Source organism: Janthinobacterium sp. BJB304 (assembly GCF_002735765.1).
Lineage (GTDB): Bacteria > Pseudomonadota > Gammaproteobacteria > Burkholderiales > Burkholderiaceae_D > Janthinobacterium.
On the sequence record NZ_PDZN01000015.1, the window covers coordinates 16,935 to 41,038 of the forward strand.

Annotated in this window: 15 protein-coding genes; 8 read left to right on the forward strand and 7 right to left on the reverse strand. The window is 60.9% G+C overall.

Annotation, left to right across the window (positions count from 1 at the left end; all coding sequences use genetic code 11):
• Positions 1-61 precede the first annotated feature (61 nt).
• The 6 genes from CSQ95_RS18010 (at position 62) to CSQ95_RS18035 (ending at position 8,345) form a co-directional block, all read left to right on the forward strand.
• Positions 62-2,857, forward strand: a complete 2,796-nt coding sequence (locus CSQ95_RS18010) for a type VI secretion system Vgr family protein (protein ID WP_099410506.1) — start codon at positions 62-64, stop codon at positions 2,855-2,857.
• 18 nt (positions 2,858-2,875) lie between these two features.
• Positions 2,876-5,146 (forward strand): DUF3274 domain-containing protein, encoded by a 2,271-nt coding sequence (locus tag CSQ95_RS18015; protein ID WP_099410507.1) that lies wholly within the window; start codon positions 2,876-2,878, stop codon positions 5,144-5,146.
• A gap of 81 nt (positions 5,147-5,227) precedes the next feature.
• Positions 5,228-6,847, forward strand: a complete 1,620-nt coding sequence (locus tag CSQ95_RS18020) for a DUF2875 family protein (RefSeq protein WP_099410508.1) — start codon at positions 5,228-5,230, stop codon at positions 6,845-6,847.
• Between the two features lie 13 nt (positions 6,848-6,860).
• Positions 6,861-7,127 (forward strand): PAAR domain-containing protein, encoded by a 267-nt coding sequence (locus CSQ95_RS18025; RefSeq protein WP_070218167.1) that lies wholly within the window; start codon positions 6,861-6,863, stop codon positions 7,125-7,127.
• Positions 7,128-7,212: 85 nt separating this feature from the next.
• Positions 7,213-7,872: a hypothetical protein gene (locus CSQ95_RS18030; RefSeq protein ID WP_099410509.1), complete on the forward strand. Its 660-nt coding sequence runs from the start codon at positions 7,213-7,215 to the stop codon at positions 7,870-7,872.
• 38 nt (positions 7,873-7,910) lie between these two features.
• Positions 7,911-8,345, forward strand: a complete 435-nt coding sequence (locus CSQ95_RS18035; RefSeq protein WP_099410510.1) for a DUF695 domain-containing protein — start codon at positions 7,911-7,913, stop codon at positions 8,343-8,345.
• On the opposite strand, the gene bla is transcribed toward CSQ95_RS18035, so the two are convergent.
• Both bla and CSQ95_RS18045 read right to left on the reverse strand, forming a co-directional pair.
• The gene (gene bla / locus CSQ95_RS18040; RefSeq protein ID WP_099410511.1) at positions 8,346-9,239 is read right to left on the reverse strand and encodes a class A beta-lactamase; all 894 of its coding nucleotides are present in this window, start codon (positions 9,237-9,239) and stop codon (positions 8,346-8,348) included.
• Positions 9,232-11,907 (reverse strand): PAS domain-containing hybrid sensor histidine kinase/response regulator, encoded by a 2,676-nt coding sequence (locus tag CSQ95_RS18045; RefSeq protein WP_099410512.1) that lies wholly within the window; start codon positions 11,905-11,907, stop codon positions 9,232-9,234. Before CSQ95_RS18045 ends, bla begins: the two co-directional genes overlap by 8 nt.
• Between CSQ95_RS18045 and CSQ95_RS29190 the strand changes: the two genes are divergently transcribed.
• Both CSQ95_RS29190 and CSQ95_RS18050 read left to right on the forward strand, forming a co-directional pair.
• Positions 11,906-12,115: a hypothetical protein gene (locus CSQ95_RS29190; RefSeq protein ID WP_143450001.1), complete on the forward strand. Its 210-nt coding sequence runs from the start codon at positions 11,906-11,908 to the stop codon at positions 12,113-12,115. The genes CSQ95_RS18045 and CSQ95_RS29190 overlap by 2 nt on opposite strands.
• Positions 12,116-12,423: 308 nt before the next feature.
• Positions 12,424-14,655 (forward strand): TonB-dependent receptor, encoded by a 2,232-nt coding sequence (locus tag CSQ95_RS18050; protein WP_099410513.1) that lies wholly within the window; start codon positions 12,424-12,426, stop codon positions 14,653-14,655.
• Between the two features lie 191 nt (positions 14,656-14,846).
• Here CSQ95_RS18050 and gluQRS read toward each other — a convergent pair whose 3' ends face one another.
• The 5 genes from gluQRS to CSQ95_RS18070 form a co-directional block, all read right to left on the reverse strand.
• Positions 14,847-15,767, reverse strand: a complete 921-nt coding sequence (gene gluQRS / locus CSQ95_RS18055; RefSeq protein WP_099410514.1) for a tRNA glutamyl-Q(34) synthetase GluQRS — start codon at positions 15,765-15,767, stop codon at positions 14,847-14,849.
• A 167-nt stretch (positions 15,768-15,934) separates the two neighbouring features.
• Positions 15,935-16,363 (reverse strand): hypothetical protein, encoded by a 429-nt coding sequence (locus CSQ95_RS29195; RefSeq protein ID WP_143450002.1) that lies wholly within the window; start codon positions 16,361-16,363, stop codon positions 15,935-15,937.
• A gap of 8 nt (positions 16,364-16,371) precedes the next feature.
• Complete coding sequence (locus CSQ95_RS18060) at positions 16,372-20,688, reverse strand: RHS repeat-associated core domain-containing protein (RefSeq protein ID WP_180279093.1); 4,317 nt, start codon at positions 20,686-20,688, stop codon at positions 16,372-16,374.
• The gene (locus tag CSQ95_RS18065; protein WP_099410516.1) at positions 20,624-21,934 is read right to left on the reverse strand and encodes a DUF2169 domain-containing protein; all 1,311 of its coding nucleotides are present in this window, start codon (positions 21,932-21,934) and stop codon (positions 20,624-20,626) included. The genes CSQ95_RS18060 and CSQ95_RS18065 overlap by 65 nt, the downstream gene beginning before the upstream one ends.
• A gap of 2 nt (positions 21,935-21,936) precedes the next feature.
• A complete protein-coding gene (locus CSQ95_RS18070) occupies positions 21,937-24,078 on the reverse strand; it encodes a type VI secretion system Vgr family protein (RefSeq protein WP_099410517.1) in 2,142 nt (713 codons plus the stop codon).
• Between the last annotated feature and the right edge of the window lie 26 nt (positions 24,079-24,104).

The following is a 24,104-nucleotide window of genomic DNA, read 5'->3' on the forward strand; positions in this document are numbered from 1 at the left end:
GTCCCATGGCATTGTCGTTTCTCCAGCTTGATTAAATGCAAGTAAGAATGAGGAGAACGCCATGGACGGTGATGATTCGATATCGGGTGGCGAACGTCCCTTGCGCCTGCGCCTGGGCGTATCCCCAAAGGTGCCCGCCGGTGCGCTGATACCGCAGCGCGTCGCCGGAAGCGAGGCCATCTGTGGCGGGATCGAATACCGTGTGCTGTGCGTCTCGACGCATGCGGATTTGCCGCTGAGCAGTTTCATCGCCTTGCCGGCCGCTATCGATATCGTCACCGACCAGGGGAAGTTGCGCAGCATCTGCGGCATCGTTACGCAAGCGAGTGCCGGTGACAGCGATGGCGCGCTGGCCAGCTATCAGCTGGTGCTGACGGACGCCTTCGCCGTCATGGAAAAGCGCTGCAATACGCGTGTTTTCCGGCGCCTCACGGATATCGAGATCATCAAGATCCTGCTCGACGAATGGATACGCAGCAATTCCGTGCTGGGGCATGCCTTCCAGTATGTGTTTGCCGATTTCTTCGAGGCACAGACGTATCCACAGCGCGAATTTGTCATGCAGCACAATGAGTCCGATGCGGCCTTCGTCCGGCGCCTGCTCAAGCGCAGCGGCGTCGCCTGGTTTTTTCGAGCGGAAGGCAATGCGGATGCGCATGCCGAGCCGGCACATACCCTGGTGCTGTTCAACCATGCCGATGGCTTGCGGAAAAACATGGCCGATACCGTGCGCTATCACGCGGACCGCGCGACGGAACAGCGCGACACCCTGACGTCGTGGAACGAAGTCCGCAAGTTGCAGGCGGGCAAGGTGACGCGCCATAGCTGGAATGAGGAACATCCACGCGCGCGGCCGTTCATGACTGCCGACGCCATGGGGCAGGGCCGGCAAGGCATGCATGGCAATGCCGTTGCCGCCAGCCTCGATGATTACCGCGTGCTGCCGCCACGTGCGGGGAGCGATCATGATGCCTTGTGCCAGTTGGGCATGCTAGCCATGCAGCAGCATGACTACGAAAGCCATTGTTTTCATGCCGAGGGCAGCGTGCGCGACCTGTGTCCGGGCGAATACTTTAGCCTGGCCGAACATCCCGATATCGACGCACTTCCGCCGGCCGAGCGCGATTTTGTCGTGACGGCGCTACAGGTGGCGGCGCAGAATAATTTACCCCGGGAACTGGCCGCCAGGGTGGCGCGTTTGTTCGCGCGCAATCGCTGGCTGGCCGATGATGCATCGCTGCCGCAGCGCGAACTGGCGACGGCGGTGGACGATGGCCCCTTGCGCATGCATATCGAATTGAGCGCTGTGCGGCGCGGCGTGGCCATCGTTCCGGCCTACGACACGCGCATCGACCTGCCGCCAGTTACCATGCAAAGCGCCGTGGTGGTGGGGCCGGCGAATGAAGAGGTTCATTGCGACGCCATGGGCCGGGTCAAGGTGCGCTTTCCCGCCACGCGCAAGGTGGACCATGAGCATGCAGGCGGCACGGGCGCTTCCGACACGGATGCCGATTCGGCCTGGGTAAGAGTCGCGTCGAGCTGGGCGGGAAGCGGACCTGGCAGCATGCAGCAATGCGGCTATCTGGGCTTGCCCCGCGTGGGCAGCGAAGTTCTGCTGGCTTTCCTCGGCGGCGACCCGGACCGGCCCATCATCGTGGGACAGCTGTACAACCACAGTGCGTTGCCGATCGCATTGAGCAAGGCGGGCGACTTGCCGGGCAACCGTTATTTGTCCGGCATCAAGAGCCGCGAGATCAAGGGCACGCGTGGCAACCAGCTGCGTTTCGATGATGTGCATGGGCAAATCAATGCCCAGCTTGCCAGCGACCATGGCTCCACCCAGCTCAACCTGGGCTGGCTGACGCAGGACCGGCGCAATGGCCAGGGAGAGGCGCGCGGCGAGGGCGCCGAGCTGCGTACCGATGAGCAACTGGCGATGCGGGCGGGCAAGGGCATGCTGATTTCTGCCTGGAAGCGCCTGAACGGCGACGGCGGGCACATGGCACGCAGCGAATATCTGGGGCTGATGGAAAATTGCCTGGAATTGTTTCGCTCGCTGGGCAGCTATGCTGCCACGCATCAGGCGCTGGAGAATACGGATGAAGCGCAGCAGGAGCTGCAGCACAGCTTGAAAAGCTGGGAAGGAGGCAGCAATACGCAGCCCCGTGCCGAGCTGGGCGGTGCGGCGGCGATTGCTGTCACGGCGCCGGCCGGCATCAGCTTTGCCAGTTCGAAGGCCATCATCAGCTATGCCGCCGGCAGCATCGATACGGTGGCGCAGCAGCATCTGCAAGCGGTGGCGGGCCAGCGCTACAGTGTGAACGCGGGCAAGGGCATTTCGCTGTTTGCCCATGCGGACGGCATCCGCGCCATCGCCCACCATGGCAAGTTCCTGCTGCAAAGCCAGCATGACGACATGGACCTCAACGCGGCGAAAAATTTGAAGCTCACCGCCAGCGAGGGCAAGCTGACGGGCATGGCCGATGAAATTGTGTTGATTTCCAAGCATGGCGCTTTCATCCGCATCGGCGACGGCATCACCTTTGGCAGCAAGTCGCCACTGAACTTCAATGCACCCAATTTCGTCTTCAATGACCCGCAGAGCATGGCAGTGCAATTGCCAAGCTTTGCCGAAGGCAAGGCCGATCAGCAATTCATCTTTCAATATGAGGGCGACGACAGTCCCGTCGATGGCGTGCCGCCAGCCCCCCAGCTGGCGCCGCAAGTCCAGTTTGCCGTGAAGCTGGAAGATGGCTCGTCGGCCGATGGCCGCAGCGACGGGGACGGCAAGACGGAGGTGCTGGAGCGCGCGGCCATGCACCTGGCCGCCATCGAAGTGTTCAACAACAAGGATTGATGACGCCAGGAGAGTGCAATGGGCAGCTATCCGAAAGTGCCGTACGTGGTGGGCGAAGACGTGACGCTCCTGCATTGCGAACGCAGCGTCTGCAAGAAGGTGAAAATACGCCGCAACTTGCCGGGTAATATCATCGTTATTCACGGCGTCAACGATGTGGGCGTCAGCTACAAGGCGGTGGAGCACGGCTTGTGCGAGGGATTGACGCAAAGGCTGGGCCGCGGCTTTACGCCAGCTTCTTACCGCATGCCTGTGGCGGCGGACAAGGACAGGCTGGAAGACGATCCCGACGCCGTGTTCTTCAAGCGCACGATTGCCAAGGATACCAACAGCCCCGTGATCCCGTTTTACTGGGGCTACCGTGAAGTGGGAGTGAAATGCAAAACGATCAACGGCCAGTTTGTTGACCGCTACGGCAACCGCCTCGACAAGGACCTGTCCAAGGAAGGCGGTCCCTTCGGCAACGCCACCAGCAGCTTGCCCGACATGTGGCGTCCGGGTATCTATGCGCCTGCGGATCCCATGGGCGATGCCTTGCGTCCATTGAGGACGGCGCCTGGCCGCATGTACATGGTATTGGCGGCGCAGCGTCTGGCCGCACTGATTTCCATGATCCGCGATTATGATGCTGACGATACCGTCAGCATCGTCGCGCACAGCCAGGGTTGCCTGCTGTCGCTGCTGGCGCAAGCCATGCTGATGGAAAAGGGGCTGGCGCCGGCCGATAATTTGATACTCACGCATCCGCCATACAGCCTGGTGGACAGCCTGCCTCTGCTGATGCGAGGCGCGGCCTGGTTCGACGGCGGCGAGGATGCGGCGATGAAGCCTTATTACCATTTGCTCAGTGGTGCGCAGACCATGGGCGCCCGCCTGAAGACTTTGGCGAATATCGTGGCCGGTGTGGCAAAGGGCAGTGGCCAGGCCTGCCAGCCGCCGTTTGCCGAACTGAAAAAGGATGAGCATCGCGGCATGGTCGGCAGCCGCTGGCAGAGCGGAGAGGACCGCGACAATCGCCGCAAGGTTTATCTGTATTTTTGTCCCGAAGACATGACGGTGGCGCTGGATAATATCCAGGGCATGGGGTGGGATGGCGTGCCGGATTATGCAATGGGAAGTGAACTCATGGAAGAAGAGGAGACGTCCAGCATTGATGGAAACAGCGTTTTTACTGGACATACCCGCATCGTGGAACGCGAGCAGGTACGCAATGCGCTGGCGGAACTGGGCGGCAGATTTTATCAGCGGATATTCAGCAACAAGACCAGGCTGGATCCGGCCACTGGAAAGACCACGGTGTCGTTGGTAGGCAAACCGCCGCCTTTTGACTTTCCACTGCGTCTCACGACAGAAAGCGAACAGGCACACGTCGATGTTTCATTACGAAAATACCGTGCGCAACACAAGGCGGTGGCCTGGCCTATCAATACCAGGTTGAGCAAGACGGAACAGCGTAACGGCATACGCACCATCACTGGCGAAACATTGAAACAGCCGGTGCCGGCCGATTTGCGCGGCACCTCGCAAATCGATTCGCCCAATATTCCCAAAACTTCCATGATGCGTAACCGTAAACCTGAAGATCAGGGACCTGTGGAAGAAGTCGATCCCTGCGATGCATCAGTAGCACTTACCAGCGGAAGCGGCCTGCACACAAGCGTCGAGGATCGCCCGGATCCGGCCGGCTATCGCCGCTTTCCGGAGCGCGATGAAGCCATACGCGGGGCCGAATTAGCCTTGATGACGGCTGCCTATAACAAGGAAAAGAAACTCGATGGCAAAGGGCCGCTCGATCAACGCAACGTCATTGCCGCCACCCGCTACACGGACGGAAATGTCTTGGCAACCATCCAGGAAAGCCCGAATGAGGCACGCTTGCGCTGGCAGCGGGAGGTCAGCGCCAAGTCTTTTCATAGTTCTATTATCGGTAGCGCGAAGAATCATAGTCAAGTGACCGCGTATGACGTGGCGATTGGCAGCGGCAAGGCTAGTTCGGATCCGCAGTTTTATGCGTATTTATGTGCGGTGGCGGATTGGCGGGTGAAGAGATTACAGACGAAAGAAAAACCTAGAAAGGGAATACTTCTGGAGGAGAGCTTTCTTGCTGATTTTGCAGCATATTTAAGTGCTGAATCACCGTGGCGACGAACAGTTATTGACGGCAATATCAAGTATTACAACACGGGAATTTTGCCTGCAGGATTGCCCTTGCTAACAGGGGCGTTGTGGAAAATTGTAGTGTCACAAACCAAAAACATAAAAGTAGTGAGCGAAAAAAAAGCAAAATAAATGGTTGTCGAACCTCGCCAGTAGCAATTTTCTCGGATCGACTACCGTTTCTCCAGAACTGCATACCCATAGGTGATAGATATGATGACGCTTCGGTGGTTGGGAATATCGATAGTTATTGTCGTTTTATTTTTTGGTTTGTTATGGCTCAGTGCCTTATCGAAGAGCCAGGCACGTGAAATTGCGTTACAGGTGACGGCGCAACAGCTAAAAATACCTGTGGAATCAGAGCGAGAATATGTGTTGGAAGTGATCGGATTTGGTGTGACGCTCGATAAATACCGGCAGGGTAAATTATGGGAAGCCTTGCGAAAGGGAAGTGCTTATACCAGCATACGTGAGCAAGATCCGAAAAAATATCCCTGGACTGGATATGACAAGGATGGAGATGGCGGTAGTAGGGCCTGCGATGCATTGGAAAACGGTGCAAATCTCACTCCCTTGTATTGGGGCTTGCCATCGTTTTATGCTGGCTCGCCGATACTTAATCCCGCCGCGCAACCCAGTGCGGATGAACCGATGGCCGGTCTGGTAGCGGGCGCAAGCACGACGGGTTTATCCTTTCATCTTTTTTCAATTGCACCTTGGAAGTTAGACGAGAGACCGGATCGTTTGTTGATAGATGTTTTTGATTTTTTTGATCGTCATCCTGACGTCCCCTATGTGTTGGTGCATTCCGAAGACAGCCCAGGAACCCGCGATGGCGGGCGCAAGCCAGGAGATAAGAAGACGCTGGTTGATGGCTACTATATCCCCGAAATGCCTGATGCCACAACCGTGTTTATCCTGGCTCGTAGGAAGAGGGTGGAATTTTTGCGTCCATATGTGTGGGAAGACCCCGAGAATAAGTTTGTGCAAGAGAAATTCAGGTCTATGTACTATGATTTGAAAAATTCTCTGGCAAAACAGGACAAAAAACTGGATGAAAACTCCTTTTCTATGCCCCGCCAACCCACCGTCGCCGAATGGCTCGCCGCTGCCGCTGCTTTCGCCCAGCGGCCCGATATCCGTGGCGTCGGCTTGCACACCTTCGATAAACTCAATCCCTGGGAAAATCGTCCGCCGCGCGACTGGAAACCGACGCCGTGGTTTCCCATTCCGTGGAACCGGGAACAGATGGAAACCTTCGACCGATTGCCTTCGTTTGGATTCGTGCACCGGCCCGTGTTCGTCAAGTTCGCGGATGAGGAAGGCAAGCCCGTGACGCGGCGCGATGCGCGCCAGAAGATATTCAATGCAGGCTGGCAGCAGGCGCTGCAGACCTTGCCGGAAGCCGAGCGCGGCAAGGGGCCTTCGCGCATCGTGGCCGGTACGGGAAACCAGCCGGAACAGTCGCTGATGTTGGAAAGCATGCTGCATGACTATGCGGCACAGGGCGGCCCCGAAATCGACAGCAGCAAGAGCGCGCAGTTCATCAATACTGATCTTCGCCTGGGCAACACGGGCGCGGCCACGTGGTTCATGCAGATGGCCATCGGCGTGATGGGCAGCTACCGCGATGGCGGCGCCAGTGCGGCGATTAATTTACGCGACAGTAATGAGGCCAGCATTATTTTTATTACGCCACCATCGGATGCCAAACGTCAGCAGCAGGATGCCAATGGTGATATCTTCCGCAGCCGCATCACGCCGGCCGTCGATCCGGCCAACTACGTGGCGCCATCGGTGGAAGCCATCCTGGAAAGCTCGGCGGGCAAGTAGAACGGGAGGTAGCATGCGCAAAGTCATCCGTTTGGGCGACGCAACGTCGCATGGCGGCAAGGTGCTCAGTTGTGCCGCCACGCACTTCACGGTCAATGGTATCGCTGTCGCCTGCGTCGGGGACTTGTGCAGTTGCCCCATCAAGGGGCACCAAGGCTGCAAGATTGCCAGCGGCTCGTCCCGGCATCGCATCAACGGCATCGCCATCGCCTTTGAAGGCGACACCACTACCTGCGGCGCCAGGCTGCTGGCTGGCGGCGTCAACTTCCGTACCTCCTGACGCGGCGCGCTCCTGGTATTTCCTGCTAACTATATAATCGGCGCTTGGGCAATACCCGTCCCTGAACGTCGATTGAAGGAATGCCATGCCCAGATATATCGTGCGCCCTTTGGCGCTGTGTGTAGTGTCGGCTGTCTGCCTCTCTGCCAGTGCCGCCGAGGCGGTGGTGGATGCGCAGCAGCGCGCGTCCTTGCTGGAGTTTTATGCGCAGCAATATCCGGGCGAACCGGCCACGCGCACCGTGTTCGAGAGCGTGCCCGTGGTCGGTGGCCATGGCAGCGAAGTGGTGGGCAGCGTGGAAACGCCGCCGTATCGCGGCCATGGTGCGCTGTGCCGGACCCAGCGCACCAAGTTCGTGCTGCACGGCGAGGGCAAGCAGGCGCGCTGGCAGGAGGCGGGCATGGAGTATTACGCCTGGCTCGACCGTGGCACTTGCCGCGCGGTGGCCGAACCCGTGCGCATGCTGCAACGGATTCCCGATGTGGAACTGGAAGGCGTGTTGCTGTACCAGAAGCCGCTGCTGGAACGGGCGCGATTATTGATGGCGGGTAACACGGCCTGCGCCCCATTGCGCGCGCTGAAGTTTACGCTGGCGGCTGTCGACGTGGGCGCCGCCGCACCGCGTGCCGAAGAGCGCTACGCGCTCGTGTTCAAGAGCGACCGCGACAGCTACACCCGCGTCTGGCTGCGCAAGAGCGGCGCCCAGTATGACGCCTGGAATGTGACTTGCCCGCCAGTGCTGTAAGCTGCGCTCCCTCGATTTATTTTTTGACTATTGCAACCATGAACGAAAATTCCACTTCCGCCCGCAGCTGGGGCACCATCGTCACGCATAGCGACGAGATGGCCATCATCTACCGCTATGTCGACACCTTCCATGACGACTGGGACCTGTCGTCGCAGCCGGACCGCATCATCATCGCCTGGCGCTATGAGGACGAGACGGGCATGCCCGCGCCGAACGAGCGCGAGCATATGGAAGAGCTGGAGGCGGCGCTGGCGCCCGTAGTGGAAGAAGAGGGCTTCGCCACCCTGGCGCTCGTGTCGACGGGTGAAAACTTGCGTGAATGGATTTATTACACGCAGTCGGGCGAAGAATTCTTCAATCGCCTGAACACGGCGCTGGCGCCGCGTCCAAAGTTCCCGATTGAAATTCGCAGCGCGGCCGATCCGGCCTGGTCCACGTATGCAAGCTTCATGGCAGCTCTGCCGAAGTAATTACGCCAGCGCAGCCGTCACGATACGCGTGGCGGCCGTGATGATGTCCTGATTCGTATCCGCGTTTTTCTGTTCGCGCGTGTAGTACACGGCGATGAGCAGCGGCGCGCCGCTGGGCGGGTAGGCCACGCCGATGTCGTTGACGCTGCCATAGGCGCCCGAGCCCGTTTTATCCGCTACCTGCCAGCCGGCCGGCACGCCGGCGCGGATGCGTTTGTCGCCCGTGGTGTTGCCGCGCATCCATGTGGCCAGTTGCTGGCGCTGCGGCGCCGGCAAACTATTTCCCAGTAATAATTGCTGCAAGCTGTGCGCCATCGACGCGGGGCTGGTCGTGTCGCGCACTTCGCCGGGGATGGCGTTGTTGAGTTCCGTTTCCCAGCGTTCCAGCTGGAATACCGTGTTGCCGATGCTGCGCGCAAACGCCGTCACGGCTTGCGGCCCGCCCAATAATGTCATCAGGAAATTGGCCGCGCTATTGTCGCTGTACTGCAAGGTGGCGGCGCACAGCTCGGCCACGCGCATGCCGTCGGCCAGATGCTTTTCCGTGATGGGCGAATAGGTGACCAGTTCCTTTTTCTCGTAACGCACGTGCTGGTCCAGCAAGCCCGGCTGGCTGACGCTGCGGGCCAGCACGGCGCCCGCCAGCATCGCTTTGAAGGTGCTGGCCAGGGGGAAGCGTTCGTCGGCGCGATAGGCAACGCGCAGCTCGCTGCCCTGGCGCCAGGCGGCAACGCCCAGGCGTCCGCCGGCGGCCTGTTCCAGCGCGGCCAGCTGCGTGTGGGCGGCGGCGATGCTGGTGGCGGGCGCGGCAAACAGCAGCGGTGCCGGGCACAGCAGGGTGGTGCCAGCGGCCAGCAGGAGGGTGCGGCGGATGTGGTTCGGGGAGTCAGTCATGGTCTGTAGGTATTTTCGGAGTGGAAAGGGTAGCCAGCAGTTCGCCGATGGCGAGCAGGTTGGCCGGTTTGGTCAGGTGGTGGTCGAAACCGGCCGCGCTCGATTGACTGCGGTCGTTTTCGGCGCCCCAGCCCGTCAAGGCAACGAGCACGACCTTGGCGCCGGCCGGTATCCGGCGCAGCGCGCGCGCAACTTCGTAGCCGTTCATGCCGGGCAGCCCGATATCGAGGAAGATGACGTCAGGCAAGAACTGCGGCGCCACGGCCAGGGCCTGCGCGCCATCGTGGGCCACTTGCGTGGCATGGCCCATCATGTCGAGCACGGCGGCAAGGGTTTCGGCCGCATCGACATTGTCGTCGACCACCAGCACGCGGAAATGGCGGGCGTTGGCGGCGGGTGCGGGCGCGTCCGGTGCGGCGGGGGCCTTGGCTTCCTCCTTCAGCAGGGGCAGGCGCACGGTAAATGTACTGCCCAGGCCGGCGCCGGGACTGGCCGCCGTGGCGCTGCCTCCATGCAACTCGGCCAGGCGCCGCACCAGCGACAGGCCGATGCCCAGGCCGCCCTGGGCGCGGCCCATGTTTTGGCCCACCTGCGTGAACATGTCAAAGACGGTGGCGATCGATTCGGCGGGGATGCCCACGCCGCTGTCTCTGACTTCGATCAAGACCTCGTTCCCATCGCGTACGGCGCGCAAGGCGATATGGCCGCCGGCGGGCGTGTACTTGGCGGCATTGTTGAGCAAATTGCCCAGCACTTGCGCCAGCCGCGTGGGGTCGGCCTCGAGCGGCAGCGCCTGCTCGTCGAGCGTCACCTGCAACTGGTGATGGTTCGCTTCGATCAGCGGCATGCTCGTTTCCACGGCGCTGGCGATGATGGTTTTCAAGTCCGCGCGTTCGAGCTTGAGTTCGATCTGCCCCCGCGTGATGCGCGCCACGTCCAGCAAGTCGTTGACCAGGTGCACCATCTGATTGACTTGCCGCTCCATCACGTCGCGCACTCTCGCCACGGTGGCGGGCTTGTCGGCGGCCAGGCGCATGATTTGCAAGCCGTTGCGGATCGGCGCGAGCGGGTTGCGCAGTTCGTGCGCCAGGGTGGCGAGGAATTCCGTCTTGCGCCGGTCCATCTCGGACAGGTTATCGGCCAGCTGGCGCAGCTGCTGTTCCGAGCGCTTGCGCTCGCTGATGTCGCTGAACAGCACCGTCAGCAGGCGGCTGCCGGGGCCGCCGAGGCGCGCGGCGAAGACTTCAAACCAGCGCTCCATGGCCACGGCTTCGTTTTCGTAGCGCACGGGCTCGCCCGTCTTGACGACCTGGTCGTACAGGTCGAACCAGTGCTGGTCATGGTCGGGCACGAAGCTGCGGATGGTCTTGCCGATGGCATTGTCGAGGCCCGACTGCTTGACGAAGGCGGCGTTGCCTTCCAGGTAGCGGAAGTCCACCGGGCGGCCCTGCTCGTCGTACAGCATTTCAATCACGCAAAAGGCCTGGTCCATCAGCTCGATCAGGGTGCGGTAGCGTTCCTCGCTGCGGCGCAGCGCATCTTCCACCTGTTTCTGGCGCGTGATGTCGAGCAGCACGCCGGGCAATTGCAAGGGTGTGCCATCGGGCGCGTATTCCGCGCGGCCCCGCGCGATGACCGAGCGGTACTGACCATCGCCGGCAGCGACGCGGTAGCTGGCCTCGAACGGCGCGTGCGCGTGCAGCGCCTGGGCAATCTGCGCACTGACTTGCTCGCGGTCATCGGGATGGATGATGTCCAGGTAGCGCGCCAACGGCGCCGCCGTGGCCGCATCGGCATTGACTGGGAACAGGCGCGCCATATTGCTGTCGGCCGTCACGCGGTCGGCAACGATGTCCCAGTTCCAGGTGGCCACTTCGCCGGCCGCCAGGGTCAGGCGCAGGGTTTCCTCGTTCTGCTTGCTGGCCGTCAGGTCGAGCGAGATACCGGACAGGGCGATCACATTGCCGGCCCCATCGCTGGCGCAGGTGCCGCGCATGTGCGCCCAGTGCAGCGCGCCATCGGGCCAGCGCACGCGGATATCGATCTCGAAATCGCTGGCGCTGGCAATGGCTGCATGCACCACCGCTTGCCATTGCTGCAGATCGCCGTCGAGCATGGCACCCGTCAGCTGCGCATAATCGATGTGGCTGTCAGGCGGCAGGCCCAGATTGGCCTTGAACGCATCAGAGCCGGCCATACTGCCGCTGCCCAGGTCGATCTCCCACGTGCCCATACGTCCGCCCTGCATGGCCAGGCGCAGCCGCTGTTCCGTCTGCCGCTGCTGCGTCACGTCGCAATGCGAGCCCAGCCATTCAACGATGCTGCCGTCGGGCGCCAGCACGGGCAGCATGCGCACGAGCATGTTGCGGTAGCTGCCGCTGACGTGGCGCAGCCGGTATTCCGCCTCGAACACGCTCGTCAGGTGCGACGGCATGACGTAAGGCAAGTTGCGGTCGTCCGGATGCAGGGAATTGAGCCAGCCGCGGCCCAGCAGTTCGGCTTCCGTCTGGCCCGTGAAGGCGCGCCAGGACGGCTGGTCCGCGTCGAACTGGCCGAAGGTTTTCGTGCTCCAGACGATGTCGCAATGGGCGCCCAGCAGCCTATGCGCGGCCTGCGCGGCGGCGGGGGAGAAAATGATGTCGTGGCTGTGCTGGCTTGGTTCTGGCATGGATAAGGTCGGCAATGGTGCGGCGCGCCGCCGCTGCACTGGGATGGGGCAGCACGGCAAGGGCAAGTATGGCGATATTACAGTCAAATACCGGCCCGGGCCTGTCTTGCAGGCAGCATTTTGCCGCCTCGCCGCAATGGCGGCGCCAGGGCCGGAAAATGGGCAAAACAGCAAGCCCCTGAGCGTATTGTGGCTGAATAACCACTAGTCAGGCTTTTATGTTGGTGAATAAATATTTTACATAACAATATTCTTGCAGCGCATAAGCCGCTTGAATTAAATTGGCGCCTTACTTAAAAGTTGGTGTTCATCAGACATCCGAGAGATGCGGCCGGAACCGCTGTCAACTTGAGTGACAGCCAGGACAGAGCCAGTGACGCCGAGAGCGGGGGAACATCCGCTTGCGCTGCTGCACCGTGATGGTGCAAACGATCGTCCAGCGCCGTATATAACCCGGAGACAGGTTGCAAGAAAGACAGATTTCGCAATTCTTTTTTTAAACTTCTGGGAAACCACATGATCAAGATGTCCAAGATGCACAAGCGTTTGTGCGCCAAAAGCGCTGCTATGCTGGCACTGTCCGCTGCCTTGCCTATCGGCTCGGCTTATGCTGATGAAGTCGCTGCTGATACGACCCCTGCCGCCAGCCAGCTGGAAACCGTGACCGTGACGGCACAGCGCCGCAAGGAAAATATCCGCGACGTGCCCGTCTCCGTGTCGCTGCTGCGCGACGAGAAGCTCGACGTGCTCGTGTCCAGCGGCCAGGATATCCGCGTGCTGGCCGGCAAAGTGCCGAGCCTGAACGTGGAATCGTCGAATGGCCGTACCTTCCCGCGCTTCTACATCCGCGGCTACGGCAATACCGACTTCAACATCTTTGCATCGCAACCTGTTTCCCTGATTTACGACGATGTCGTGCAAGAAAATCCCATCCTCAAGGGCTACCCGATTTTCGACGTGGCTGGCGTGGAAGTACTGCGCGGCCCGCAAGGCACCTTGTTTGGCCGCAATACGCCGGCCGGTGTGGTCAAGTTCGAATCCGTCAAGCCGAAGCTGGACAAGGTTGAGGGCTATTACAACGTTTCCGCCGCCACGCACAACACGACCAACTTCGACGGCGCCGTCAACGTGCCGCTGAGCAAAGAATGGGCGCTGCGCTTCTCGACCCTGCGCCAGCACCGCGACGATTACGTCGACAACACATTTACGGGCCAGAAAAACGCGCTGGACGGCTACAACGAACATGCTGAACGCGTGCAATTGCTGTACGCACCGAACACCACGTTCAACGCCCTGTTCAATGTGCACCAGCGCAACACCACGGGCAGCGCGCGCGTCTTCTACGCCAACCTGATCAAGCAGGGCACGAACGACATCGTCGACGGTTTCGACCCGAACAAGTCGTTCACGAATGCGCCGAATTTCCAGCGCCTGCGCACCAACGGCGCCAGCGCCCGCCTGAGCTGGGACCTGGACGGCGTCAAGTTGTACTCGATCACCGGCTTTGAACAGGTCGGCAATTACGTGTCGCATGGCGACATCGACGGCGGCACGCCGACGGGCCCCGGCTTCATTCCTTTCCAGGTTGAAACGGCCGGCGGCATCACCAGCGTGAAACAATACTCGCAGGAATTCCGCGCCGAATCGAAAAATGCCGGTCCGCTGAACTGGCAGGCAGGCGTGTACTACTTCAACGAAGATGCCAACGGTTTTACCGACAACTTCAATACCGACACGCATGTGCTGGCCACGCACCTGGCCAGCCGCCAGAAGAACTCGGCCTGGGCCACGTTCGGTTCCGTCAACTACGCCGTCAACGATGACTTCATGCTGCGCGCCGGTTTGCGCTACACCAAGGACAAGAAAGATTTCAACACGGTGGAAGCGACCAACATCGTGCAGGTCAACCCGACCAGCGCCGATGTCAGCAAAGCCAAGGTCAACTGGGACTTGAGCGGCACCTATAAATACAACAAGGACGTGAACTTCTACGCCCGTATCGCCACTGGTTTCCGCGCGCCAAGTATCGCCCCGGCCAGCGACAAGGTGTCCGTGACAGTTGCCGATGCGGAAACCATCACTTCGTACGAAGCCGGTATCAAGGCCGATTTGTTCAACCGCCGCGCCCGCGTCGCGTTCAGCGTGTATGACTACCAGGTGAAAAACCAGCAACTGACGGTGGTGGGCGGCACGTCGAACATCACGCGCCTGATCAATGCCGCCAAGACGAACGGCCGCGGCGCCGAGCTGGAACTGGAAGGCTTTGTTACGCCGAGCCTGAAGATGTCGCTGGGCGGCAGCTACAACTTCACGGAAATCAAGGACCCGAGCCTGTCGATCGCCACCTGCGCGCAAACGCGTTGCACCGTGACGGACCCGCTGACCACCGGCAACCGTGCCATCATCGACGGCAATCCATTGCCGCAAGCGCCGAAGTGGACGATCACCGCCACGGGCCGCTATTCGATCCCGATGGAAAACGGCGAATTCTTCGTCTTCACGGACTGGGCTTACCGCAGCAAGATCAACTTCTTCCTGTACGAGGCAACCGAGTTCACCGGCAAGCCGATGGTCGAAGGCGGCTTGCGCGTGGGTTACACCTGGGATGCCGGCAAGTATGAAGTGGCCGCGTTCGGCCGCAACATCACCGACACCCAGCGTATCACGGGTGCCATCGACTTCAACAACCGCACGGGCTTCATCAATGAGCCACGTCAATTTGGGGTGCAATTCAAAGGCAACTTCTAAGAACACATAAGCAAACCTGCTGCGCGTCGTGATTTGCGGCCTGCGATGCTCACTGTGCTAAAGCACAGCTGCGCTTCTCGGCCGCAACTCACCGCCGCTCGCTACGGTTTTCTTAAGTGTTTAGTTCCAGGCGCCGGCCATGTGCTGGCGCCTGCATTGCCACCCGCCCGGCTCGCGCCGCGGCGGGTTTTTTATGCGTGCCCGGGAAGGCGCGCCAGCCGCAGCGCCCAGGCGGGAATGGCTTGCCGCCAGAAATCTTCCACGTCGTCGGCGCGCACGTCGAGACCGAGGAAGCGGGCCGCCGGCAGCAGCGCCGACGCCAGCAGTTCGGCCACACCGGTGCCCGTATCGAAGGCGAGGGCGCCTGTCTGTTTCGACAGTTTCTCGCCGCTGTCATTGACTACGACAGGCACGTGCAAAAAGCCGGGATGGGGCAAGCCCAGCACATCCTGCAGATACAGCTGGCGCGGCGTGGAGTCGAGCAAGTCCGCGCCGCGCACCACCTGCGTGACCCCCTGCGCGCCATCGTCGACCACCACGGCCAGCTGATACGCCCAAAAGCCGTCGCCGCGCAGCACGATGAAGTCGCCCACTTCGCTGGCAAGGTCTTGCCGCTGCGGACCCGCCCAGCGGTCCGTAAAGCCGTACACGGCTTGCGGCCCCTGCGGCACACGCAACCGCCAGGCCCGCGCCGCCTTGCCCTGCGCCAGGCCATGGCGGCAGGTGCCCGGATACACGGCGACTCCCCCCTTGGGCGCCCCCGCCTGCAGCACCGAATCCTGAATCTCCTTGCGCGAACAGCCGCACGCATACACGAGGCCATCGTCCTGCAAATGTTTCAGCGCCGCCTCGTACAACGGCAGCCGCCGGCTCTGCCACGTCGCCTCGCCATCCCAGTGCATGCCGCAGCGCCGCAGGCTGGCCAGGATACCCAGATCAGCACCCTCGACATTGCGGTCATAGTCCAGGTCTTCGATGCGCAGCAACCACGTGCCGCGATGCACTTTGGCATCGAGATAACTGGCCATGGCGGCAACGAGCGAGCCCATGTGCAGGGGACCGGAGGGGGAGGGGGCGAAGCGGCCGATGTAGGGGGCGGTCGTTGAGGTCATGCGAAATTTTTTACGAGAATCTGATGTGTTAGTGCCGCAGTATTGGGTGGCATGTGCTACGGCTGCAAGGGAAAGTATCGTTCAGAGTGAAACGCAAGTCAAATCTCGAACTTGATTTTATGAAAATTTTGTTCTTAAAAAGGCGTCTTAATTGTCTTCCATGCAAACTAATATCGATAGTGGCAAATAATTGATGTGGTAAGGTTATGAGGATCATAAAATGCATCTACCTCACCCCATGATCCAGATTGCGGAAGAGTAAGTTGAAAGTTTTCAAAAAACCATTTCCTCATTAATTTCGTGTATTTACCTTCTGGTTTTGATTGAATTTCCTCAATATTTTTTTCTGGACCGAAGTCCCAGAATTTTATAGGCCCATCATTTTTTTCAAAAAAAACAATTACAATTAAAGTTTCCCTTGGATTGTTTTCATTTTTCAAATTTGCTTTATAAGATATGATCTGATCATCTCTTGTTATCCAGTCTTTCCATATTTCTTTTTTTGACTGTGAAAGCAAATCATGTCTTTTCATGCCTTTAAATAAGGTTATGTATTTTCCGACATTTAATGATCCGTTGGAGGTGTTTATTTTCATTATATGTGTCATTTTAGTTTTATTTTTGGACCGATTTTTATAACCTTGGTTTTGAAATCAGACAGGAAGAATTGTTGGCCTCCACCATTGCCAAATATAGTAGCATCTTGAGCCATTGCAACGCTTGTTGCTACACACGTGTCTTTTTTAACTCTATAAGCCTGTACGTCTGGACGATAGCCAAATTTTCTATGCGGTAATACTTGCAATAATTCCCCTAGTTTTGATTTGCTTCCCGATGCTTTTGTTAATGTATCTTCGTCAAAATAAAATCCCGATTGGCCTGGAACTCCTCCGTAAATAATGGTATTTGCTTTTAAGATGGTGTTTTTCCAGTTGTCTCTGCCTTTGTATATACCATGTCCTTGCCATTGGCTTGCCCAAGCTGCTGGATTTTTTCCAATGCATGGATCACAATTTGTGTTTTTATTGCATTTTCTTGATAGTCCTAGTGGGTCGACCCAACCCGTTGGATTTGTGGCATATCGATAGCTATTCAATCCTCCCAGTAATCTGATGGGATCTTGCGTCAGGTAACGTCCTGGCTCTGGGTCATAGTACCTATATCGATTGTAAAACAGCCCCGTTTCCCCATCCTCATACTGCCCCTGAAACCGCAGCGGCTGCTTGATTTCTCCCTCGACGTGCAGCAAGCGTCCCCATGCCTTGTAGCGTCCGCTCCAGACCACGTTCCCTTGCGCATCCGTCAGTTCGCGCGGCGTGCCCAGGTGATCGCAGTGGTAGTAGGTGATGCGGTCGTGCGCTGCCGCGCCGTCGGCTGCCGCCAAGGTATGCTGCCATGCCGAGGCATGCAGCGCTTCACTGTCCGCCTGTTCTTGCGCAATCGCCGCTTGCAGTTCGGCATCGTGCCGGGTGGCGGGTAAATCCCACTGCGCCACGCGTGGCCGGTGTACGGCGCTTGCCTGTCGGCAGGCTGGCGAAGCGATCCTGGCCAGCGGCACGAAGCTGTCCGGCTCGTACAGGTATGTGACCGTTTCTTCGTGTCCAAGTTCCTGCGCCAGCGTGTCGCCATCCCAGACGAAGAAAGTGGTGCTGCTGCCACAGTTGGCGGGCTGGTCTTTGCTGATGTCCTGTTGCTTGCTCCAGCGTGCTTCTTCTACCCGCTTGGCGATGCGACGGCTGAAGGCGTCATAAAAGTAGCGGGCGCGGTGGCGCGACTGGCGTTCCGTCCTGCTGGCGTGGCTGAGGCGGTTTTCGGCGTCGTAGTGCAGTTCCAGGTCGCTCCAGGTCGACTCCCTGCCTGGAGGATGGAAGCGCTTGCCGGTGGCGTTGCCTTGCTCGTCGTAAGCGTATTCGGTATCGCCATAGTTGTTCACGACGTTGCCGGGCGCGGGAGCCTTGTCGACCAGATTGCCTGCGGGGTCGAAGGCGAAGCGTTCCGCCAGGCCCGGCTGCACGGCGGCCAGCAGCTGGCCGACGGGATCGTAGGTATAGCTGAGTTTGCCAAGCGGGCCGGCAGCGGTGGCGCCTGTCTGAAAAATGGTTGTCAGGTTGCCTTGCGCATCGTATTCGAAGCGGCGTTCGCGCACGGGGGCGGGTGCGTCGGCGCCGCGCGCCAGGGTCAGCTGGGTGAGCCGCGATTGCGGGTCGTACAGGCGCGTGGCGAGCAGGCCGCTGTTGCCCAGGGTGCGCTGTTTTTCGCGGTGCAGTTTGTCCCGCTCAACATCGACCACGGTCTGGCCTTGCCACAGCACGCCATGCCAGTGGCCGGAACCGTAGCGCAAGGTGTCGATGCGGCGGCCGTTCGGCAGGACCGTCTGGATGCGGTTGCCCAGCTCATCATAGGCGTGCGTCATGACAAAGCTGGCGTCCGGCGCGCGCGGGGCGTTGGGCAGCCTGCCGGCGTCGGGCAGGGATTGCAGGAAATATGCGCTGTGCTCTTCGGTCAGCTGGCCCAGCGCATCGTGGAAGAAACGCTGTTTGGCTTGCGGCGCGGACACGCCCGTCAGCCGCCCCAGCGCATCGTAGGCGTAGCGCACCACGCCATCCGACGTGGTCTTGACGGATAACAAACCGAGCGCGTCGCGCAGCAGTTCCGTGCGTTGCTTGCCGCACTCGGTGGCGCTCAGGTTGCCGGCCTGGTCATAACTGTATTGCGTGCGCTTGCCGTCGAAGCCCGTTTCCGACGTCAGCCAGCCTTCCGCGTGATACGCGAGCCGGTAGCTTTCGCCCTTGGCGTTGATCAATTCCGTCAGTTGCAGTGCGGTATCGTAGCGGTACTGCACCGTCTGGCCGATGGCGTCCGTGCGTTCCACGGGCAAGCCCTGGCCGTTGTAGCGGTAGCGCGTCTGCTGGCCGGCACCATCCTCGTGCAAGACCAGATTGCCGTCCGCATCGTAGGCGTACTGTTCACGGGTTTGATCGGGCGCCGTGAGGCGGATCAGGCGGCCCAGCGCGTCATATTCGTAGCGCGTGGCATGGCCCAGTGCATCGCGCGTCGTTTCCAGCCGTCCCAGCGCATCGTAGGCATATTCGCTGGTGTGGCCGGAGCAATCCGTATAGGCGGTCAGCCAGCCCTGGCGGTTGTACTGAAAATGCTTGCTGCCGCCCCTGGCATCGACCAGTTCCACCAGCTGGCCGCGCTGGTCGTAGCGGTAGCGCGTGACGTGGCCCAGCGCATCGGTGATGCTGACGGGGCGGCCTGCCGCATCGTATTCGCGGCGTGTGGTATTGCCCAGCGCATCCGTGAAGGCGACGGGCTGGTTCTGGCCGTCGTAGTCGATGTTGCTGCTGTGCCCCTTGGCATCGGTGCTGCGGGTCAGGTTGCCGGCTGCATCGTAGGCGTAGCGCGTGGCGGCGCCGTTGGCGTCGATATCGGCCAGCAGCATGCCGTCGCGGTCCCATTCGCGCCGGCCCAGCGAGGCGGCCTTGCCGTCGATCACGCGGCGCACCTCGGTGACCAGCCAGTTGGCGTCGAACGTATATTCGAGGACGCCGCCGTTTTCCGTGACGCGGCTCGTGTCGTTGTCCACGTAATCGATGCGCGTGTGCTCGCTGCCATCCCGGGCGCGCGTGGCGATGGCGCGCGCCTGGTAGCTGTTGGCCACGGTGACGGGATGGCGCTGCGCCAGTTCCTGTTCGCTCAATGGCGAGCCGCGCCAGCGGGCGCGCAGCGCGTCCAGGCTGATCCATTCCAGTTCGTACGTAAAACCCGTGTAGCTGCTGCACGACGTGAGCAGGTGGTGACGATAGCTGTAGCGGCGCGTGTCGCCCAGCGCATTCGACTGGCTGACCAGGTTGTAGCGGGGCGCGAAGGGCGGCTGGCTACCGTCCGTTTCGCTGGCATAGGCGTAGCGGACATGGCAGAGCCGGCTGCCGTCCGCCAGCACTTCGTCAACCCGGCCGATGCTGCAGGACAGTTCTGTCTCGCCGCGCATGGCTTCGAGCACGCTGCCATCGTCGCTGCGCAGGCGCAGCAGTACTTCGCCCGGTTTGGCCTCCATGAAACGGTCGATGCTGATGCCGCGTCCATCGCGCCCTTCGCTGCGCACGAGCGCAAAACGCTGCGTGGCAATCGGCGCCGACGGGGCCAGCATGGCGTTGACGCCGTCGTAGCCGTGCGGCAGCCAGCCGCCTTCAGCGCGCGCGTAGCGGTCGCTGCTGCCGTCGCGCCACAGCACGATAAAGGAGTCGGTGCCGTCGCGCGTGAGCGTAAAACCTTCCTTGCGGCTATCGTGCTGCTGGCCCGCTTCCAGGCCAGGCAGGCGCAGGGCGCGGCCGCTGTCGTCGTGCAACACGATGCCGGCGTCGCTCAGCGACAGGCTGGTGGTGTAGGGCGTGGACCAGCGCGCGCCCAGCAAGCCCCAGTCTTCGCATTCGGCGCCGGAGCGGTAGCAGCGCGTCCAGGCGATGGGGATGCTGCGCTCGAGCGCGAAATCCGTCTGGTACAGGATTTCCTGGCCCGTGCCGAAATGCACGGGCTTGCGGCCCTTGACGGGTTTTTTCGCCGGGCCGCTATTCTTGGGACAGCAGTCAGAGGGCGGTTCCGATTTCGGTTCTTTCTTGCCACGGCTCTTGCCGTCGTCGCCGCCGTTTTTCGGGGGAGGTTTGTCGAGTTTTGGGGGCGGCTTGTCCGGTTTCTTGCCGACCAGCTTGTTCTTGACCTTGTTGATGGTCGGGGCTGTTTTTTTTCCGAGAAACTTGCTCAGTATTTTTCCACCAGGAATCTTGCTGAACACCGCCGCTTGCAGTGCTGTGCCTGCCGCATTCATGACGATGTCCGAGGCCGTATGGAGTAAATCAGGGGTCTTGCCTGTCAATACGTAGTCGGCCGCCTGGTCGAGCACCGTGGCCGACGCTTCCATGGCCGTGCCTGTTGCAAGGGTCGCCGTGCCGGCAACCGCGCCGGTTGCTGCCGCTGTTTCCATCGCGGCAGCTGCCGGCAGGCCAACGCCGGTTGCTGCAGCGCCCAGTCCGGCGACACCCAATACGGCGCTGCCTGTCAGGACGGCGCCGCCCGCGTCCACCAGGTCTTCGGCGGCGCCATGCATTTTCTTCGAACCATGATCCTTGTAGTCTTGTGCCGCTTCCCGTACCGCCACCTTCAGTTCCTTGAGCACGGGCTTGGTCGTGGCGGCACAGGTTGGTCAGCGTAAATTGTTCCAGTCCCGCCAGGTACGGACATTGCTGGTCGGGAGGCGTGCTGTTCCAGTACGCGAAATCGAAGTCTTCCGGTAACAAGGGGACTTCGTCGGCACCCCATGTGTCTTTTTCCACGATGTGTCCGGCCAGTGCGCGGCGCGGCAGCCAGCCACGGCCGATAACGGCCAGCCCCGCCGGCGCGGGCAGCTCCTCGCCGCCCGCGCCTTGCCAGAACTGGGCGGCCGTGCACGGCAGCGACGGCTGCGTGATGCGGGGGGCGGGCACCTCATCGATATGTTTCCCATCCAGATACCAGTGCCGCGCAAAACCGCGCCCCAGCGGATTGGCCTGGCAGGTATCGTGCTTCGCCGCGTTGCAGTCATCGGCCTCGATGCGGCATTGCCCGCCATACGCGTAGGCATAGTGCAGCGGTATTTGCAGGAACGGTTCAGGCGTGGACAAGTACCACGGATTGGGCCGCAGCAAACCCGCCGTGGCAATGCGGGCGCAGCCTTGGGCCAGGCGCGTCAGGATGGCTTTCTTGCGGAAGGCGCGCTCGCCGCACACTTGCAGGGTCTTGTCGATCAGGGTCTTCTTTTCTGACCGCACCTTCAGATTGACGAGAAATTGCGGCATCGCGTGCCCGCGCGGCGCGTGCGCCACGCCATTGACGATCACGTCGCAGCGCGGCTTGTAGGGCGCGAAGTCGCTCTCCTGCACCGTGCCCGCCTGCGTGTCGTCATGCAGGTGCCGGTCTTCCGTGGCCAGCGGCGACTGGCGCGCCATGGGCAGCAGGCTGGCCACGCCATCCGCGCCGCAGGGGCCGAGCGTGTAGCCCATGCGCGCCACCACCACGTGAAAGGCTGCGCCAAACTGGTCGACCATGTCGAACTGGCTGGCCGCGTGCGGCGTGCGGTTGTCGAACAGCAGGTTGGGAACGTTGAAATGGGCGGTGCCGGCGTCGTTCATCGTCAGCCCGGATTATTGTCGATGTCGTCGCCGTGGATCTGCACCTTCGATCTGCCGCGGATGATGATTTCATCGGCAACCAGTTCAATGCGTCCCGGCGTGATGGTGATGCTGGACGTACCTACCGTCATCGTGTGCGAATCGGCGGCCGTGAGTGTGCTGTCGGCGCCGACGATGACGCTTTTCGCCAGGCCGATCTGCTCGGCCTGCGCCAGCACGACGGTGGTGTTCATGGCGCCGATGACGGTGGTCTGGTAGGCGGCGCCGATGGTCAGCACCTTGGCCAGGCCGATCGTTTCATCCTTGGCCAGGGTCACCCGTTCCGAGCGGTGGCCGTCGATCTGCACCTGCTCGTTGCCGCCCACGTGTTCGCGGCGGTTGTCGCCGATGTCGATGTGTTCGTCGTGGTCCACACGCTCCCTGCGGTTGTTGTGCACGGTGATGTCTTCATCGTGGTCCACCGTCTCCGTGCGGTCGCGCTTGACGTGCACGGTTTCATCGCGGTCAATGGTTTTGCGCCGGTCGTTGCCGACCCAGTGCGACTCGTCATGCTCGACTTCGATGCGCTGGTCCTTTTCCGCGTGCAGCCACAGCTCTTCCGCGTCCTTGCGGTCTTCGAAGCGCAGGGCGTTGGCGTGCGCGGCGGAACCTTTTTTTGACGAGCGGCTCAGCATGCCGCTCTGCGTCTTGTTGGCCGGTAGCTCCCACGGCGGCATATTGCGCGCGTTGTAGACGCAGCCGATGATGATGGGCATGGCGACGTTACCGTCGAGAAATTGGACGGCCACTTCCATGCCCACCCGGGGCAGGCTGATGTGGCCGAAATTCGGGCCGGCCCAGTTCGATATCACCCGTATCCAGGGCGAGCTCTTGTCGTCGAAGGTACCGAGTCGGTCCCAGTGGAATTGCACCTTCACCCGTCCGTAACCATCCGTGTGGATTTCTTCGCCGGGCGGCCCGACCACGGTGGCCGTCTGCACGCCGTAGATCTTCGGTTCGCGGCTATGGAAGTTGCGGCCGGGGCGCCAGGGGATGTCACGGGCGATGCAGGTGAATGTGTTGCTGTAGTGAGAGGTGGCGCCGTGTCCCTGCTGATAGTTGTTGCTGGCGTAGTGGTGCACGGACAGGATCAGGTATTCGCTGGCTGCGCGGTCGAAATGCCCGCCCAGGGTGAACCAGCGTCCCGGTTGCGCTGTGCGGTCGTTGCCCTGCGCCTCGAACAGCTGGCCCTGGGCATCGCGCTCTTCCATGCGGCGCTGGGCCAGTTGCTCGCCATCATTGATGTTTTTAAAACCGTAGCTGCCCGTGTTTTCATATACCTCCAGGGCGGGCACGGCGCCTTGCCGGTTCAATGAGTCGCGGCTGGCGCGGGCGCTGCGCGGATTCTTGAAATTGAAGCTGGCCACCGTCATCTGGCTTGGGGCCATGCGCCGTACCGTGCTCCATTGATGCACGCCATCGTCTTCCAGGGAACCGGCCTGGTGCTGGAAGGGCATTTCGCTCAGTTCGCCATCGATGGCCTGGCCGGTGGTGCTGTCGTCGGACAGCCACAAGGTGTGGCCGTCGGCACGGTGTTCGTAGCGGTAGTGCCAGCCCAGCTGCTCCCAGTGGCGGTGCAGCAGGTTGTGGTCGCTCTCGTTTTGCTGGCAGGTGTAGGTGATGGCGGGGTCCAGGCCGCTGGCGGCCAGCTTGTAGTCGCGCATCAGGTAGTCATCGAAGACCTTGTCCGTCAGCGCCGCCACCGTCAAGCCGTGGAAGGCGACATTGTTTCGCCGCAAGTGCAGGTGCGACAGCCACGGCTCCAGCACCATTTCATAGAAAGCAAAACCGCCGTCCGTGCGCAGGAAGCGGAATTCGAACACATAGCCATTGAAGTAGCGCAAGGTGCCGTCTTCGCGCACCAGTTCGATGGTCACCATCTTGCCCATCACTTTGTCGAGGGCGATGCAGGCGTCGTCGGACAATACTTCCACCACATAGGAAAAATTGCGCGACAGGCTTTCGCTGGCAGTGAGGCTATTGGCCAGGAACTGGACGCCGGCGGGGCCGTCGCCATGCGGAAAGTGCAGGCGCAGCAGGCGCTGGCCCTGCATGTCGCCCACTAATGCCGTCCATGCCGCCGTCGTATCGGGGAACTGGCTCATCGTGCATCGCTTCACGTTAGGAATCG